Source organism: Oscillospiraceae bacterium, assembly GCA_034925865.1.
Classification (GTDB): domain Bacteria; phylum Bacillota; class Clostridia; order Oscillospirales; family SIG627; genus SIG704.
On sequence record JAYFRN010000018.1, the window covers coordinates 1 to 17,975 of the forward strand.

Genomic DNA, 17,975 nt, shown 5'->3' on the forward strand with positions numbered 1-17,975 from the left:
ATCCATTAGTGAACTACGGTCACTTTCATTGAGTTCGATTACATATTTGACTGACGGCATGCAATATCCTCCCATCATGTGATGAGAATATTGTATCATAGATTTTGCCTTTATACAAGTTTTAGATGTTACGAAGTACTAATATACATTATCTAAAATGCTTCGCAAGATTATTCAGAGCCTGTAATGAAATATTTGAAAAATCCTTTTATTTTTTTTGATTGTATGATATAATATAATATCTATGTCAAACGGGTTATGATTCAGCTGATTCCGTGTAAATTTTTAAATTTTCATATTTACCATAAACACGAAGGATCTGCCTGAGTACATTGCTATGTGTTGTTGCATATGAATATATCATTATAAGAGGATATAAGCTTTATGTAACATCAGAAACTCATGACGCTTGCTTTAATGATGAAATCAAAACCTTGAATTATAAGCGCGAGGCAATATAAGCTATGAATACCTCCGAAAATAAAATTTTTATCAATTATATAAATGTTTCGCCGGATTCCTGGGCGGAACGAGCGGTATGCTCGGCCGCGATATCGGCTCACGAAGGCTTGCGGCTTTCGGCGACCGCCGTTTTGCTCTGCGATCGCTCTGAGGTTTGCCGGGAAACCGTAGTATTTGATTGTTCATCCTCGGTTTGTGTTGCCGTATTCAACCTTTCAGACAAGAAAAGGACAATCGTTCCGCAACATGCCGATGATTCCGGAGTCCGCGGCAACATAGGCATATACGAAAAAGCCCCTAAATATTCCATCCGATTGACAGTTTATTCGCCGACCGGTGAAACGGCGGCATATACAGAAAAAAGTATTTATCTTCCGGAAAAGCTGTATTGTGATTTTCCGTTGAAGTCCGATAAAAGCGTAAACATATCCGAAATTTCAGAAGATGACAGGCTCAGCGTTCTGTTATTTTCTCCGTCCAGATTTGCCACAGACGCCGGAAGAATTAAATCGCATTCGCTCCGTCCTCTCGGCATGGATACGGATATTGACTTTATTAGTGTCTCCGGAAAACAGCTTAAAATAGACATTCCTTATGTGCTGGACGGCTTTTTTGCCGTATATGCGGGAATTGTCAACGACGGCAGCTATACCGGAAAAAAACAGAAGATATCGCATATCAAGAGCGGAAAGCCCGTACATGTTATGTTCATTCCGGATAAAAACAGCCGTGAATGCATAACCGAGGTTGCCGTATGTTCTGAGCATTTTGATTCGGAACAGGTTGGCCGGATCATATCGCCGATGCCGATATCGTATATACGAATCAGGCCGCTCAGTTATGAAGAACAGCTTGCGGCTTACGCGGAAAACGACACGGAACACAGGATCATCTGCTGCTCACGCGGAAGCGAGGATAAAAAGCTTGTCTGTATTAACCAGCCTCCAATTTTGCAGAACGGAAATTACGCGGTGCGCAAATCAGACGGCTCGTCCACCGGTGTTCCGAGCCTTTATTATGCCGACACGAGGGACCGTATCATTTACGAGGTTGCGCGACATGCAAAGAGCTTCGGGATTAAAACCGTGCTTGTCGATTTTTCTGCTTTTCCGGTTATGCTGGGATATGAAACGGCTTCGGTGCTTCTTAAAAAATTCGATGTGGATATCGCCGGCAAAGAAGCTCTTACGCCTGAAGAAGCCGACGCTTTAGAAAAGCTGAAATTCCAGATAGTAAATTCATTCATGAGAAAGCTGCGCGATTCTGTCGGGAAAAAGCGGCTTGCCGTACGTTTCGATGCCTCCCGTACCGGAGAGATGGGATTCGATATTCCGTACTGGATCAGAAATTCATTCGCGGATATAATAATTCCGGATGTTCCGCCGGAGCTTGCAGAGGAGGCGCTTTCGGCTTACGGCGCTTATATCAAAGGCACACGCGTCCGGCTGTTCGGATATGCCGATTGCGACAAGCTCGGTAACGATCCTGATCAGCTCACCGGATATTTTGACACGCTTTACCTTTCCGGATGTGAGGGCGTTTTCGTATCCGGCTCCGGCGCATCTTCGCTGCCCGGTTTTCTTTCAAACAAAACCGAGGTAACAAAACGCGCCCGGCTTTGGATTCGACCGCATAGAACCATTTGCGATTTGGTTCCTTTAAAACAAGAAAATAAAGAAAGTAAATAAAGAAAGTAAATAATATAAATGCCAGGCATATATATTGAAACCTACGGCTGTCAGCAAAACGAGGCCGATAGTGAAAAAATTCTCGGCATGGCTGAGAAGATTGGTTATACCGAAGTCGATACAAAGGAAGAGGCCGACCTGATCGTCGTAAACACCTGCGCCGTCCGTGAGCATGCGGAGCTGAAGGCGTTGTCAAATACCGGCCAGCTCAAGCATATAAAAGAGAAAAATCCCGATTTGATTATCGCAGTTTGCGGCTGCATGATCCAGCAGGAGCACCGCAAGGAGGATATAAAGAATAAATATCCCTATGTCGATTTCATTTTCGGAACAAATATGACCGATCGCTTTCCAGATCTACTCGCGGAAGTTAAAAAAAGCCGAAGAAGACGCTTTTTTCTTGAAAACTATTCGGAAAATTCCGGAGCTATAACAGAAGGGATACCGGTAAAGCGGAAAAGCACGTTCAAAGCATGGGTCAGCATAATGTACGGCTGTAATAATTTTTGCAGCTATTGCATTGTACCATATGTACGCGGAAGGGAACGCAGCCGCTCGCCGGAGAGAGTTATTTCTGAAGTGAAAGGGCTTATCGAAAGCGGTTATAGAGATATCACGCTGCTCGGACAGAACGTGAATTCCTACGGAAATGATTTTACCACCGATAAAATCACGTTTGCCGAGCTTTTAAGGCGGATTTCGTCGATTCCCGGCGATTATCAGTTGAGATTTATGACTTCAAATCCCAAAGATGCGACACGTGAGCTTATCGATGTGATGGGATCGTCGGAACACATCGCACCGCATTTTCATCTTCCGCTGCAATCCGGCTCGGATCGTGTGCTTGCCGGGATGAACCGGCGTTATACCAGGGCTCAGTTTTTAACACTGACCGAATATATGCATGAAAAAATACCCGGGCTTTCAATTACCACCGATATAATCGTGGGTTTTCCGGGAGAGACGGAAGAAGATTTTCTCGATACGCTTGATATGCTTGAAAGAATAAGGTTTGACGGTGTGTTTTCGTTTGTATACTCAAGACGAAAAGGAACGCCCGCGTCCGAAATGACAAATCAGATACCGGATGAGATAAAAAAAGAACGCATGGCACGTCTTTTAAAGCTTCAGACGGAGATCCAATCTGATATCAATTCAAAGCTCGTCGGGAAAACGCTCAGATCCCTTGTAGACGGCGTCAGCAAATCATCTCCGGAGCGGCTTTCGGCGCGCAGCTTGTCGGGAAAGCTTATCCATTTCTCCAACACCGCGGAAGCGGAAAAACTCATCGGCAGCTTTGCCGATATAAAAATAACCTCCGCTGAAGCTATAATGCTTTTCGGAGAGCTTGTATGATAAAAAGAAAGGTAAATAAAACAATGGAAATACTTGAACTCGCGTCACAGCTCGGTCTGCTTATTGCCGACAACGAGCTTGTGAAAAATTATGTCGAAGCCAAGAAAGAATACGATACCGATTCGGAGCTTCTGAAGAGCATACGCGAATACAGCGTTCAGAAAACCGCGCTGGATAATGTTCTCAAGGACGAAAATCATGATGAACAGCTTGTAAATGCTATTCAAAAGCGCATTTCGGCGCTTTATAAGGAAGCTTCCGAAAACGAAACGTTAAAAGAATATAACGATGCCGAGCAGAAGTTAAATGATCTGCTTTCACAGGTTAACAATACGATACAGTCCGCGATCTTTTCCCGCTATCCGGAAATGTCCTCCGGCTGCGGCGGTAATTGTTCGTCCTGCGGCGGATGCCATTGAATTATTAACACGAAAAAAGATATTACCATTTAACGAGAAAAGGTTTTGGTAAACGGCTTTTTTCTCTTGTATAACAATGATTTTTAATGCCATTTTCAATACCGGAAAAAAATAAAAGTAAGGGTGAATAATCCATGTCTCCGATGATGCAGCATTATCTCGAAATAAAGAAGCAATATTCGGATTATATCGTTTTTTACCGTCTCGGAGATTTTTACGAGATGTTTTTCGAGGACGCGAAGATTGTTTCAAAGGAGCTGGAGCTTGTTCTGACCGGGCGTGACTGCGGTGAAGATGAACGAGCCCCTATGTGCGGAATTCCGTATCACGCGTGTGATGTGTATATCGGACGGCTTGTCGAAAAAGGATATAAGGTCGTCGTCTGCGAACAGATGGAAACTCCTGCTCAGGCGCAGGGCAATATCGTCCGCCGTGATATCGTGCGGATTGTTACGCCCGGAACGCTTACAGACGGAAAGCTGCTTGATGAAAGCAAAAACAACTATCTGTGCGCGCTAAACATATACGGTCTGACCGCCGCGTGTGCCTTCTGCGATATTTCACGCGCGATGATAGAACTTACGACGGTTAATGGTTCTGATGAAGACGAGCTGTTTCAATCGATAATAAACGAGCTTTCGCTGTTCAAGCCGTCTGAAGTAATAATAAACGCTCCCGGCGAACGCGTTGCAAGGCTTACGGATTTTCTCAGCCAAAATGAAAAATGCTCGATTACCGCATCTGCCGGCGAATATTTTATTCCCGACCAGGCACTTATTAAAAATCAATTTCCGGATGAGTGTTTTCCTGAAGGCTTTTCGATATCCGGGACTGACGGAGGGGCATGTGCTGCGATAATCAGATATATTTCCGAAACCCAGAAAACCTCCGTGCCGGAAATTACCGAAATATGCGCTTACGGCTCTGAGAGCTTCATGTCTATAGACGCTTCGACAAGAAGAAATCTTGAGCTGTGTGAAACGCTTCGGACTAAGGAGCGGCGCGGATCGCTTTTATGGGTGCTTGATAAGACAAAGACGTCGCCCGGCGCAAGGCTTATGAGAAAATTCATTGAGCAGCCGCTTGTCAACTGCCGTGCCGTTCAGCTCAGACAGGGAGCCGTTGCCGAATTCTTTTCGCATACGATTCTTCGCGACGATGTCCGCGCGGCGCTTTCCGGCGCTCAGGATCTTGAGCGTCTCTTTACGAAGGTGCAATACGGAACCTCAAACGCACGTGACCTTATCGCGATAAAGCAGACGCTTTCAATATTTCCGAAGCTTGAGGCTCTTTTGTGCGATACCTCCGCCTCAGAGCTTTCCTCAATGTACAACTCATTGAGGACGGAACTGGGAGAAAAGCTCGGCGCGCTTTACGACTTCATTGACAGAGCGATAACAGACGATCCTCCGTTTTTGGTCAGAGAAGGCGGCTTGATAAAAAAGGGTTTCAATTCCGATGTCGACGAGCTTCGTTCGATGGTTACCGAGAGCCGCGAATATCTCTCACAGATTGAATCTCAGGAGAAAGAACTTACAGGAATCAAAGGCCTGAAAATCGGATATACAAAGGTTTTCGGATATTATATCGAGATCACAAAATCAAATATCCCGCTCGTCCCCGACAGATACATAAGAAAACAGACTCTGACCAATTGCGAGCGCTTCATCACCCGGGAACTCAAAGATATGGAGTCGCGCATTCTCGGCGCAAACGATAAATCGATCGGGCTTGAATACGAGCTTTACCTTTCCGCCGTTGAAAATGTTAAGTCATACGCCGACGCCATTTTTTCAGCCGCGGGAATTCTCGCGAAAACGGATGTATATGCCGCTCTCGCCGAGGTCGCGCTGAAAAATAATTATGTGTGTCCCGAAGTGGATTATTCTGACTTGATTGAATTGAAAAACAGCCGTCATCCCGTCGTCGAAAAATTTACAAATGATTATTTCGTTCCAAACGATGTCAGCCTAGACTGCGGAAGAAACCGCACGATGATAATAACCGGTCCGAATATGGCCGGAAAATCTACATATATGCGCCAGGTGGCGCTTATTGTTCTCATGGCTCAGATCGGCTCGTTCGTGCCTGCGGAAGAAGCCCGCATAGGAATATGCGACAGGCTGTTCACACGCATCGGCGCGAGCGACGACCTTTCATCGGGCAGTTCGACCTTTATGGTCGAAATGAACGAGGTCGCATATATTCTCAAACACGCGACTAAAAAGAGCCTCATTATATATGACGAAATAGGCAGAGGCACATCGACCTATGACGGCATGAGCATCGCCCGCGCCGTTCTCGAATATACGACCGGGAAAAAGCTCGGGGCAAAAACGATGTTTGCGACGCATTATCATGAGCTTTCAGAGCTTGAAAATTCGATAGACGGCGTGAAGAATTATAATATTGCGGCAAAAAAACGCGGCGATTCCGTCACCTTTCTGCGTAAAATAGTCCGAGGAAGCGCCGATGACAGCTATGGCATCGAGGTTGCGCAGCTTGCCGGAGTGCCCGCCGAGGTTATCAGACGGGCCAGACAGATATTAAAAAAGCTTGAGGAAGAAAACGCGAATACTCCGGTTCAAAAAACGGAGGCGGTCATTCCGGAAATATCGCTTTTTGACAGTGCGAAAAACATTCTTGCCGAAGAATTGAAATCAATCGACGTGAATACACTCACTCCGATTGAGGCAATGGGAAAGCTTTATGAGCTGACCAAAAAAGCAAAGGAATTATAACAAAGCCTGATGCTTTTCCTGTTATCCATTAATAAAAAGGATTAAAATCATGAGTCTTGTCCAATCTATTAATGTTCTCGACTCCTATACGGCGAATCTTATCGCGGCCGGCGAAGTTGTAGACCGCCCAGCGGGAGTCATAAAAGAGCTGTTGGAAAATTCAATAGATGCCGGCGCGGCGCGCATTTCCGTCGAGATTAAAAACGGGGGAATCGCCTTCATGCGCGTTACGGATGACGGGTGCGGGATGTCGCGCGCGGACGCGGAGCTTTCCATAAGGCGTCACGCGACGAGCAAGATAAAAAATCCTTCGGATTTATTCGATATAAGAACCTTCGGCTTCAGAGGCGAGGCGCTTGCCGCCATATCGTCCGTATCAAGATTCAGGCTTGTCACAAAGCGGCGTGAAGATGATTTCGGAACGGAACTGATTGCGGAAGGCGAGAGGGTGATCTCTGTGAATGAGGCGGGCTGCGCCGACGGAACATCGATCACCGCGGAGGACCTTTTTTTTAATCAACCGGCGCGCTTAAAATTTTTAAAACGAACCGCGACCGAAAACGCCGCCGTTATGGCATGCGTTCAGAGAATCGCAATATCATATCCTGAAATATCGTTTAAATATGTCTGCGACGGAATCGAGCGAATGCACACCTTCGGAAACGGCAGCCTTTACGACGCCATGTATTCAGCCTTCGGAAAAGAGCTTGCGTCCGGCTTGATTCCCGCCGAAAAGAAGGTCACGTCAATCGGCGTGAGCGGGCTTATAACAATGCCGGAGTATGCCAGAGCAAACCGCTCCATGCAGATGTTTTATATAAACCGCCGCCTTATAAAAAGCAGAACGATGCTCGCCGCCCTTGAGGAAGCTTATAAAAGCTATATAAAAAGCGATCGGTTTCCGTCATGCGCCTTGTTTTTGAATATGGATTTTGACAAAGTTGATGTCAATGTGCATCCGGCAAAAACAGAGGTCAGGTTTTCGGACGAGCGAAGCGTATACGAAGCCGTTTATCTTACGGTAAAGGACGCGCTTTTCGCAATGACTAACGCTTTGTATACGTCAGAATACAGCGGAAATAATATTTCAGGCACCGAAAAAGTAGTTGAAAATATAAATTTCTCCTCGGTATCGGAAGCTCTGCCAGGCGGAAAAGCAGGACAGGAACGTGAATCAGGACAATCTGCTGATAAAGAGACAGACGACGAGCTTTACAGAATAAGCATTCCGAAGGCTTACGGCCGCCCGGAAACGCCGATTAATTTTAAATCCGCAGAGGAAAAATCCGAAACCACACCTTTATGCACACATATAGTCGTACCCTCAGGCGACAGTAAAACGGAAAGCATATATTCCGGACGGCAGATGACCTCATATTTTGAAAATAAACCGGGACCTCTTCCGCTTTCTTCCGGTACTGCGCCGGAAAATAATAAAACAGTTTATAAATATCAGAATTTATCCGGAACAGACGAAGATATTATGGTTTCCTCCTCGCCGTCAGGCGTCGAGCTTTTCGCTTCCGCCTCGAAAAAGGAGCCGGCAGAATCCTCCCGCTTGCCTTTATCGGAAAACTTGGATGATGAAGACGTACCGCGGGAAGGCGGCAGGATCATAGGCGTTGCTTTCAATACATATATATCATACGAATCCGGAGATTCAATATTTCTCATAGACAAGCATGCCGCCCACGAGCGCATATTATATGAAAGGCTTAAAAAGCAAGTATCGATGCACAGCTCTGGCGCGCAGCAGCTTGTCGCTCCGGTTATAATACATCTTGAGCCACGCGAAGCGCAGGCTCTTTCAGAAAGCCTTCCTGAGCTGGCGGAATGCGGTTTTACTCTTGAGCCTTTCGGAGAGGCGGAGTTTGCTCTTCGCGAGCTGCCGGCGGAGCTTACGGGCTTGGGTGAGGAGAAAATAGTCGGTGTTATTCAGAAAGCCGCGTCAGATCTACTTATCGGAGGAAAGGCGGACAGCGCCCGCGCGCGCATAGCCGATCGGATGCTTTATTCTATGGCATGCAAAGCCGCCGTAAAAGGCGGAATTCCCGATTCGAATGCGGACTACGAATGGATTGTTTCAGAAATTATATCTAATCCCGGTATAGTGGTTTGCCCTCACGGACGTCCCGTAGCAATTAAAATAACTAAGAAACAACTGGAAAAGCTGTTTTTCAGAACATAATAGTATTATTAATGCAGCAGCGTCAATACACACAAATGAAAACGGTATATCTTCTGATGTATCAAGATGAAGAAAGGCAAGTATCAGATGGCAAAAGCAGTATGGAGCCCCGCAACTATTCTCGCGCCTGTTCCGGTTGTATTCGTTGGATGCGGCACGCTCGAGCATCCCAATGTACTGACAGTCGCGTGGACCGGAATCGTAAATTCAAATCCGGCTATGACATATGTATCGATTCGTCCGCAGAGGTATTCTCATAATATAATAGAAAGCACAGGGGAATTTACAATAAACCTTGCTACAAGCTCAATGTGTCGCGCGCTCGATTCCTGCGGCGTATATACCGGCGCGAAAGCCGACAAGTTCAGGCTTTTCGGACTTAATCCCGAAAAAGGTGCCAAGGTTGCGGCTCCTTTGATTAAGCAGTCACCCATATCGCTTGAATGCCGGGTGACCAAAATCATACCGCTCGGCACACACGATATGTTTCTCGCGGAAATAGCCGCAGTCGACGTAGATGAAACGCTTATCGATGAAAACGGAAAGCTTTGCATGTCAAAAGCAAAGCTTGTCGCGTATTCCCACGGCGACTACCTTGAACTGGGCAGGAAAATAGGATCGTTCGGCTTTTCCGTAAAGAAAAAGCTAATGAGACCGTAAAAACAATATTATTTTTTCGCCGCAAGGCGGGAAGGTGTGATCAAATGAAAAAAAAGCTTAAAGTCGGGTTTATCGGTGTCGGAAACAGAGGACAGAGCCTTATGTCCAATCTGGGCTTTGTCGAAAACACAGTCGTAACGGCTGTATGTGATCTTTGTGAAAGCAGAGTCGCCGAATGCGTGAAGCAATGCACTGAAAAATACGGTGTTGAATGCTCCGGATTTACCGATTACCGCGAGCTTATCGACAAGGCGGATATCGACGCAGTCATTATCGCGTCGACATGGTTAACTCATATTCCGACGGCTGTATACGCTATGAAAAAAGGTATATATGTCGGAATGGAGGTTGGGCCTGCCGGTTCTGTCGATGAATGCAGGCGACTTGTTCATGCACACGAAGAAACCGGAACTCACCTGTTCCTTCTCGAAAACTGCTGCTGGGGCAGATATGAGATGTTTGTGCTCAATCTGATCAGAAAGGGTATGCTCGGTGAGCTCATTTATCTTGCCGGAGCGTATCAGCATGACTGCCGTGAGCTTCTTTACAAGGAATACAGCGGAGAAAGACCCTTTGCCGAAAGATATCTGCATAAAATAAGAAATATGGAGGGATATCCGACGCATGAGCTTGCTCCTCTGGCAAAATATATAGGCGTCAATGCCGGAAACAGATTCATGACACTGTCGGCTTCTTCCACAAAGGCCAGAGGCTTTCAGAAATACTATAAAGAAACAACCGGCAAGGATTTTGAAGGAATATATAGACAAGGCGATGTAGTAAATACGTTGATAACCTGCGCATGCGGTGAGACGATAACGCTTACATACGACACGTCGCTTCCTCGCCCATATTCAAGAGGACTGAGAGTTCAAGGAACGAACGGACTTTGGATGGAGGACAATCATTCTGTCTATATTGAAGGCAGAAGCCCTAAGGACGCGTGGGAAAAAGATGATGATTATCTCACTGAATTTGATCATCCGCTGTGGAAGAAGAGCCTTGAGGAAGGCGTAAAGGGTGGCCACGGAGGAATGGATTATCTCATGCTTGAGGCGTTCTGTTATTACGCACGTAATAATATGCGCCCGCCTCTCGATGTATATGACGCCGCCTCATATATTTCGATTTCATGCCTTGTCGAGCAATCGCTTTCGTTGGGAGGAACCGCGATATCGATCCCGGATTTCACCGACGGAAAATGGGTTATCAAGCGTGCTGCCGACGAAAATGATTACGATGTAAATGTATAAGTGTTAAACGGCATTTAAATAATGTCTATTGAAGTTTTGGCAGTAGAAAAGCCAGCTAAAACCTGCAGTATTCATTGATTGCCGTCTGTTTTTTAATTGATCGGGAGTCGACCAATTTTGAGGTGCAAGGTTTTTGAGCTTAATAGCTTAAAAACCTTGCACCTGAACAATCATTGTTTACATCTTTTCCGTACTTTACTGTCGTATGTGTTTTATAATTGTTCAGCAGACATTAAATAAGCCTTGCATATGAGGTAATTATTCAATGCCGCGTTAATAATATTTTACCCTGCAATGAAATGAAAGGATATAAATAAAAATGAAACAACCTGTCATATGTGATAAGGATAGGGAGGCTTTCTCCGGGCTCTATCCGGAAATGAGCCCCGGACAGATTGAACAGCTGATACTCGGCGAACAGGAGGGAGTGGCTTTTTCGGAATATGCTTTTCCTTCTCTGTCGCCTGATGAAATGGCATCGCGCCGCGAAGCGCTTTCAGACCGTAAAAAAAAGCTGACGGCAATTTTTGAATGCCGCACCTTTTCCGCGCCTCAAGATCCGATTGACGTCTTTTTTAACCCGTGTGAGCTTTTGCTTGAATACCTGTTAAACGAAAAGCTCAAGGGGGTATCTTACAGAGATATAACAAGATGGGCTTCACAGAACGGTTTTCTTCAGGGACGCATGACTCGCGTCATTGGGGAAGTGACGGCCGGAAGACCGATAAAAAACGGTATAGGCCTTACGGAAAAAATTCTGCCTGAAAAGTATACCGCTCTCTCTTGCTGTATTAAAGCGGTTCAGACTGATATGAATGTAGAACTTTATCCCGGTATAGAAGCAAAGGCCGATATCTATAAAACCTTTGGCAAAATGGGACAGGATAAAATTAAGAATGTTTCTTTGTCCGCCGATACGGCTTTTATTGTCCGCGACAAGCTTTGCGGATATGCGGAGAGCTATTATTCGGTCGCCATATTGACGTCCGGCTTGTGGTTCGCGCTATCCGTCGTTCCGAATACAGGAGCCATCAAAGGGGAGGCGGCGGTAATACTGACCTTTGCCGATAAAGATGCAATATATACCGACGAAGCCAAAAAGTATTTTAATTGTTCATGCCTGTCAGCGGGACTGAAGGGATAAATAATTATTAAGCCCGGCCGAGCTTGCCTGACTTCTTAAACACGCATACAAGAAAGGCTTATTTGATATGAACGGAGGCGCCGAAAAGAAAAGAATCGGCAATACAACGCTGATTACTAATTCCGTCATGAGCTTTGTTCTCTTGATCGGGATTTTGATTATATGGAAGTATATATTGCCGGGCAGGTTTTCTTTTAAGCCGGATATTACCGCAGAGGTCGGAGAAACATGCGCTAAGGTCGATTTTATCGATGTGGGGCAGGGTGACGCGGCTCTTGTTTCCACTGACGACGGAAAATACATATTGATCGACTGCGGTCCGGAGGAAAATCGTTCCTCGCTGCTTGCGTTTCTGCGTATTAACGGAATTAAAAAGCTTGATATGCTGATCCTGACGCATCCTCATTCGGATCACATCGGTTCAGCCGCGAGAATTGTGAAGGAGTTTGTTCCTGACAAAATTCTGATAACAAGCCGTACCGAAAAGACACCCGAATACGAAGAGCTTATCGACGCGTTCAATTCGACCGAGGGAATTTCGGTTGAAACGGCTGTAACAGGCAGAGAATATATCGTCGGAAGCGCAGTTATAAGAATATTATACTCGCGTGCTGCTTATGATCAAAACAGAGAAGACGCGAATAACGACAGTATTGTGACTAAAATCACTCTTTCCGGTAAAAGCTTTTTATTTATGGCAGACGCTGAAACAGAGACTGAAAAAGAGATATGCGGTATGTTTCCGGCTTCTGAACTGAAAGCCGACGTTATAAAAATCGGACATCACGGTTCCGACTCATCCACCTCAGAACAGCTTATTGACATTGTGTCACCGGAATTCGCCGTGATTTCTGTCGGTGAAGACAATGGCTTCGGTCATCCCTCTGAAAGTGTGACAGAACGTCTTAAGGAACGCGGTATAAAAATATACCGCACGGATATAAGCGGGACGGTAAGATTTAAATTTACCAATGATGCTTTGGCCACTTATATTACCAGGGTAGCAGATAAATAATGTTTATTTTAAGCCGCTTGTGAAAGCGGCTTTTTAAATCCACAGGATTATAAATGCTTTGTTCACGGCTTGCATTGTGATTACCGGGAAAGAAAATTAAGAACTATATGCATTGAGATTGAGTTATGAAAATAATCCCACGAAAATTCGTGAAGAGGCGATATTATAAAAGCGAAAAGCCGTATACCAAAAGCTATTCTCTCATAAAGCGTGTTATTTGACTTGCCCTTATAATATGTTTGGGCAAAATCACATAAAAATCATCATCGAATTATGTCGTATTTATACGATACGGGGATTTACAATTTTAGAGTAATATGTTAAAATATTATTAATTATGAATTAACGGAGGTCTTTATGAGCATTATTCAGAAAATCTTCCCAGGCTCCGCTGAATATCCGAAGAACTCAATCGGCAAAAACATAACGCTCGGATTTCAGCATGCGTTTGCTATGTCCTGTGCGACGATCCTAGTTCCTCTTCTTACCGGATTGGACGTTGGGGTCGCACTGCTTGCGGCAGGCATAGGAACATTGATTTTTCATCTTTGCACCGGCGGTAAAATGCCTACCTTTCTCGGCAGTTCATTCGCATTTATCGGCGCTCTCTGCGGTATAATCGGAAACGATGCTTTTGGCGCCACACATGACGAACAAGTTGCTGCCGCAATGGGTGGCATTATTGCAGCCGGTTCTGTTTATCTTGTGATTGCATTGATTGTAAAGCTCTTCGGCAGCGCATTTATCGACAAGCTCTTTCCTCCTGTTGTACGCGGCGTCGGCATCGCAATCATCGGACTCAACCTTGCCGGTGTTGCAATAAACAATATCCAGTCAAATAACGGATTTGAAATGTTCACAGGCGGATATTACTGGAGCTGGGGTATAGCTCTTTTCACATGTATGCTTGCCATTATTCTTTCCAGCTACGGCAAGGGAATGGTAAAAATGAGCTCGATCGTAATCGCGCTCGCCTCCGGATATATTCTTACGTTTATCCTTGTTAAAACAGGGATTGCTCCCGCGGGACTCATGACCTTCGGAGCGGCCGCCACTGATACTTCGGCTGCCACCGGCATATACAGACAGTGGTTCGAGCTTCCGCATATTATATTCCCCTCATTTAATATTAAATCTATAGGCTTGATCGCTCCGATTGCAATAGTCACAATGGTCGAGCATGTCGGCGACGTTTATGCAAACGGCGCTGTCGTTGGCAAAAACTTCGTCAAGGATCCCGGACTTCACAGAACTCTGCTTGGTGATGGACTTGCCACAATGGCGGCCGGCTTCATCGGCGGCCCCGCAAATACGACCTATTCCGAAAACACGGCGGTTCTTGCCGCCACGGGAAATTATAACCCCGCTTCCATAAGAATTGCAGCAATTATCGCAATTCTTGCGGCTTTCTTCGGAAAAGTAATCGGAGCTATCGAAACTGTTCCTAATTGCGTTCTCGGCGGCGCATGCATCGTTCTTTATGGAATGATCGCCTCCGTCGGCCTGCGTACTCTCGTTGAAAATCATGTTGATTTCACAAAGAACCGTAATCTCTGCATCGCTGCTGTTATGCTTGTACTTGCAATCGGAGGAGCGACCATCGGCGGTTCTGACTTCAGCTTTTCCGGCATCGGTCTTGGAATCATCAGCGGAATAATACTCAACATTTGTCTTCCTGAGAAAAAAGCTGATTCCGGTCTTATTGCGCACAGTGTAAATAAAGATGAAATAATCAGCGAAAAGAAATGATCTCCTTATAATAAATCAGAATGTTTATTATCACGCGGCAATTACATATTACAGTCTTATAACTTATGCGCGTTCGTCGTCAGATCTGATTGGATCTGACGACGAACTTTTTGCGTTCAAAAAGCATCATATTATAGTTTACGCAAATTAATCCGGAAAATTTTATATTTTCTATATATAAATCAGATTGCTTCGCATAAAAATGCCCTTTTTTGCTAAAACTATGCACGAACCAATTATTATTAAACGGCATTTAAATAAACCTTGTTTTATAAAGGCGAAAAGCCCATATGCTAGAGCCTTTTCTCTCTTTAAGCTGTAATTATTTAATGCCGAGTTAATAAACATAAATTCAAATTAAGGATGGTCAGCATATGAAAGCAACAGGAATTGTACGAAGAATAGACGATCTCGGAAGAATAGTAATACCAAAGGAAATAAGAAGAACGCTCAGACTTCGGGACGGTGACGCTCTGGAGATCTTTACAGAAAAAAACGGAGAAGTAATTTTTAAAAAATACTCGCCCGTAGCAGAAATGTTCGAATTCGCGACGAGCTATTGTGACGCGTTGTTTAAGGGCGCGGGGTGCGCAGTCTGTGTATTTGACAGGGACGGAGTAATCGCAAGCGCCGGTATTCCAAAAAAAGATATCACGGACGCAAAGCTGCCTCCCAGAGCAGAGGAGCTGTTCGAATTAAGAAAGCAATATGTCAGAAAAAGCGGCGACGAACCGATAACCGTTGGCATGGGCGGAATGTGTATATCCGTTCTTTCTCCGATTTCTTCCGAAGGGGAGATTGTCGGAGCCATAGCGGCACTAAACGACGGGCGCACCGACTCTGAAGAAGCTATGAAGCTGCTTATTGCCACCGCAGCCGTTTTTTTGGGCAAACAGCTCAGTTGAGATTTTATAACTCTTGCGGTCATTGTATACACAACAACATAGGAAGAAAAGCCCATATACCATAACCCTTTCTTTTGTTAAAGTGCAATTATTTAATTGGCCCATTAATAATAAAAGATTTAATCGCGGACAGCTTTGAAAATAAATGCTGTCCGCGATTTTCTGTGCTAAAAACCTCAAATTGATGACGGATAATTTACAAATGCATAATATCAGAAAATTCGCGGAATTGTAACAAATTCGCTTGCCTTATGGTGTAAAATAGAATATAATTATCTATTATCAAGCATTTACGAAAGGGAACTGAAATGATAAAGGAAAACATCGAATTTCTCAAGCAGAAGGATCCGGATGTAGGCAGAGCCATAGAAAAAGAGTATAGGCGCCAGAGCCGCAATATTGAGCTTATTGCGAGCGAGAATATCGTTTCCGAAGCTGTTTTGGCTGCGGCGGGAACAGTTTTGACTAATAAATATGCCGAAGGATATCCCGGAAAAAGATATTATGGCGGATGCGAGGAAGTCGACGTAGTTGAAAATATAGCTATAGAAAGAGCCAAAAGGCTTTTCGGAGCGGAGCATGCCAATGTACAGCCGCACAGCGGGGCACAGGCTAATCTGGCAGTATATTTTGCCCTTCTCAAACCGGGCGATACCGTTTTGGGAATGAGCCTTGCGCACGGCGGTCATCTTACCCACGGCAGCCCTGTCAATCTCTCCGGGACTTATTATAATTTTGTTTCTTACGGTCTTAATGACGTTTCTCAAACGATTGATTACGACGAGCTTGAAAAGCTCGCAGAAATAAACAAACCCAAGCTGATCGTCGCGGGCGCGAGCGCATATCCGCGTAAGATTGATTTTGCGAGAATTTCCGAAATTGCGAAAAAAGTCGGAGCATATTTTATGGTCGACATGGCGCATATCGCGGGGCTTGTCGCCGCTGGGCTGCATGATAATCCCGTAAAATATGCCGATGTCGTCACAACAACCACTCATAAAACCTTGAGAGGTCCACGTGGCGGAATGATACTTTGCCGCGAAGAGCTTGCAAAACAAATTAACAAGGCAATATTCCCGGGCACACAGGGCGGTCCGCTCATGCATATTATCGCCGCAAAGGCGGTTTGCTTCGGCGAAGCGCTTAGGCCTGAATTCAAGATATATCAGCAGAACATAGTCGAAAACGCTGATGTTCTCGCGAAAAGCCTTATTTCAGAGGGCTTTGATCTTGTTTCCGGAGGAACGGACAATCATCTCATGCTCGTCGATCTGAGGAATATGAATATCACGGGTAAAGAGCTTGAACACCGCCTTGATGAGGTTTATATCACCGTAAATAAAAACGCCGTTCCGAACGATCCGCAAAGCCCGTTTATCACAAGCGGCATCCGCATCGGAACTCCGGCCGTTACTTCACGTGGATTCGGTAAAGCGGAAATGAAGCTTATTGCGCGCTTTATAAAAGAAACCGCATCGGATTTTGAGGCAAAGGCTCCGTCTGTACGCGATGAGGTCAGCGCTCTCTGTGAACGGTTCCCGATTTACGAATAATGATAATCGATTTTCATACTCACGCATTTCCCGAAAGAATTGCGATGAAAGCCATGGAAAAGCTTTCGCAAACTTCAAAAATTCCGTATTATGGCGACGGGACACTTTCCGCCACGCTTTCCAATCTTGATAAAAGCGGTGCCGATAAAGCTGTGATCCTGCCTATCGCGACGCGTCCGGATAATCTCCGGACGCTAAATGATTATGCCGCCGCACACGATGGGCGTATAAGCGGAAATCCGGAATATGCGCGTTTTATTCAATTTGGAACAGTCCATCCGGACACACCCGACGTACTTGAGGAGCTTTGCCGGATTAAATCGCTTGGCCTTCCCGGAGTAAAGCTGCATCCCGACTATCAAGGCTTTTTCATAAATGAAGAAAAATTATACCCTATATATGAAAAAATCTCACAGCTCGGACTCATATGTATTTTTCATGCCGGATTTGATCCGGTTTCACCGGATTTGATTCATGCCGATCCCAGGGAAAGCGCAAAAGTGCTTGAACGCTTTCCCGAAATGAAGGTTGTTCTGGCTCATATGGGCGGAATGTATCAGTTTGAGCTTGTTGATCAATACCTTGCAGGAAAATTTAAAAATCTCTGGTTAGATACGGCGATAATCTCGGGAAATATCGAAAAAGAGCTTTTAATGCGGATTATAAAAAAGCAAGGTGCCGGCCGCATATTGTTTGCAAGCGATTTTCCTTGGCATGAGACTGCGAATGAGCTTAGCTTTATCCGTTCGCTGCCTCTTGAAGACGGAGAGAAAGAATTGATTCTTGGTAAAAACGCAATGGAACTATTAGGGCTTTAAATTTGCAGGCAGTCTAATATCCGA

At 45.2% G+C, this 17,975-nt stretch carries 13 protein-coding genes; all 13 read left to right on the forward strand.

Annotation, left to right across the window (positions count from 1 at the left end):
• The first annotated feature begins 464 nt into the window (after window positions 1–464).
• Window positions 465–2,150, forward strand: a complete 1,686-nt coding sequence (locus tag VB118_07505) for a hypothetical protein (GenBank protein ID MEA4832447.1) — start codon at window positions 465–467, stop codon at window positions 2,148–2,150.
• An 18-nt stretch (window positions 2,151–2,168) separates the two neighbouring features.
• Entirely contained in the window at window positions 2,169–3,506 is a 1,338-nt protein-coding gene (gene miaB / locus VB118_07510; protein MEA4832448.1) for a tRNA (N6-isopentenyl adenosine(37)-C2)-methylthiotransferase MiaB, read from the forward strand.
• Window positions 3,503–3,925 (forward strand): YlbF family regulator, encoded by a 423-nt coding sequence (locus tag VB118_07515; protein ID MEA4832449.1) that lies wholly within the window; start codon window positions 3,503–3,505, stop codon window positions 3,923–3,925. Before miaB ends, VB118_07515 begins: the two co-directional genes overlap by 4 nt.
• A gap of 134 nt (window positions 3,926–4,059) precedes the next feature.
• Complete coding sequence (gene mutS, locus VB118_07520) at window positions 4,060–6,666, forward strand: DNA mismatch repair protein MutS (protein MEA4832450.1); 2,607 nt, start codon at window positions 4,060–4,062, stop codon at window positions 6,664–6,666.
• A 49-nt stretch (window positions 6,667–6,715) separates the two neighbouring features.
• A complete protein-coding gene (gene mutL / locus VB118_07525) occupies window positions 6,716–8,854 on the forward strand; it encodes a DNA mismatch repair endonuclease MutL (protein ID MEA4832451.1) in 2,139 nt (712 codons plus the stop codon).
• An 87-nt stretch (window positions 8,855–8,941) separates the two neighbouring features.
• Complete coding sequence (locus tag VB118_07530) at window positions 8,942–9,514, forward strand: flavin reductase family protein (protein ID MEA4832452.1); 573 nt, start codon at window positions 8,942–8,944, stop codon at window positions 9,512–9,514.
• 44 nt (window positions 9,515–9,558) lie between these two features.
• Window positions 9,559–10,767: a Gfo/Idh/MocA family oxidoreductase gene (locus VB118_07535; GenBank protein MEA4832453.1), complete on the forward strand. Its 1,209-nt coding sequence runs from the start codon at window positions 9,559–9,561 to the stop codon at window positions 10,765–10,767.
• Window positions 10,768–11,086: 319 nt separating this feature from the next.
• Complete coding sequence (locus VB118_07540; protein MEA4832454.1) at window positions 11,087–11,911, forward strand: hypothetical protein; 825 nt, start codon at window positions 11,087–11,089, stop codon at window positions 11,909–11,911.
• Between the two features lie 67 nt (window positions 11,912–11,978).
• On the forward strand, window positions 11,979–12,926 hold the full coding sequence (locus tag VB118_07545; GenBank protein ID MEA4832455.1) for a ComEC/Rec2 family competence protein: 948 nt from the start codon (window positions 11,979–11,981) through the stop codon (window positions 12,924–12,926).
• 357 nt (window positions 12,927–13,283) lie between these two features.
• Window positions 13,284–14,675, forward strand: coding sequence for a solute carrier family 23 protein (locus VB118_07550; GenBank protein MEA4832456.1), 1,392 nt, complete (start codon window positions 13,284–13,286; stop codon window positions 14,673–14,675).
• Between the two features lie 374 nt (window positions 14,676–15,049).
• Window positions 15,050–15,580 (forward strand): stage V sporulation T C-terminal domain-containing protein, encoded by a 531-nt coding sequence (locus tag VB118_07555; protein MEA4832457.1) that lies wholly within the window; start codon window positions 15,050–15,052, stop codon window positions 15,578–15,580.
• A 308-nt stretch (window positions 15,581–15,888) separates the two neighbouring features.
• Window positions 15,889–17,133, forward strand: coding sequence for a serine hydroxymethyltransferase (glyA, locus tag VB118_07560; protein ID MEA4832458.1), 1,245 nt, complete (start codon window positions 15,889–15,891; stop codon window positions 17,131–17,133).
• A complete protein-coding gene (locus VB118_07565; protein ID MEA4832459.1) occupies window positions 17,133–17,951 on the forward strand; it encodes an amidohydrolase family protein in 819 nt (272 codons plus the stop codon). The genes glyA and VB118_07565 overlap by 1 nt, the downstream gene beginning before the upstream one ends.
• The last annotated feature ends 24 nt before the right edge of the window (window positions 17,952–17,975 follow it).

Coding starts and splice junctions, on each gene's coding strand:
- VB118_07505 (MEA4832447.1), top strand. CDS start 465: ATGAATACCTCCGAAAATAAAATTTTTATCAATTATATAAATGTTTCG.
- miaB (MEA4832448.1), top strand. CDS start 2,169: ATGCCAGGCATATATATTGAAACCTACGGCTGTCAGCAAAACGAGGCC.
- VB118_07515 (MEA4832449.1), top strand. CDS start 3,503: ATGATAAAAAGAAAGGTAAATAAAACAATGGAAATACTTGAACTCGCG.
- mutS (MEA4832450.1), top strand. CDS start 4,060: ATGTCTCCGATGATGCAGCATTATCTCGAAATAAAGAAGCAATATTCG.
- mutL (MEA4832451.1), top strand. CDS start 6,716: ATGAGTCTTGTCCAATCTATTAATGTTCTCGACTCCTATACGGCGAAT.
- VB118_07530 (MEA4832452.1), top strand. CDS start 8,942: ATGGCAAAAGCAGTATGGAGCCCCGCAACTATTCTCGCGCCTGTTCCG.
- VB118_07535 (MEA4832453.1), top strand. CDS start 9,559: ATGAAAAAAAAGCTTAAAGTCGGGTTTATCGGTGTCGGAAACAGAGGA.
- VB118_07540 (MEA4832454.1), top strand. CDS start 11,087: ATGAAACAACCTGTCATATGTGATAAGGATAGGGAGGCTTTCTCCGGG.
- VB118_07545 (MEA4832455.1), top strand. CDS start 11,979: ATGAACGGAGGCGCCGAAAAGAAAAGAATCGGCAATACAACGCTGATT.
- VB118_07550 (MEA4832456.1), top strand. CDS start 13,284: ATGAGCATTATTCAGAAAATCTTCCCAGGCTCCGCTGAATATCCGAAG.
- VB118_07555 (MEA4832457.1), top strand. CDS start 15,050: ATGAAAGCAACAGGAATTGTACGAAGAATAGACGATCTCGGAAGAATA.
- glyA (MEA4832458.1), top strand. CDS start 15,889: ATGATAAAGGAAAACATCGAATTTCTCAAGCAGAAGGATCCGGATGTA.
- VB118_07565 (MEA4832459.1), top strand. CDS start 17,133: ATGATAATCGATTTTCATACTCACGCATTTCCCGAAAGAATTGCGATG.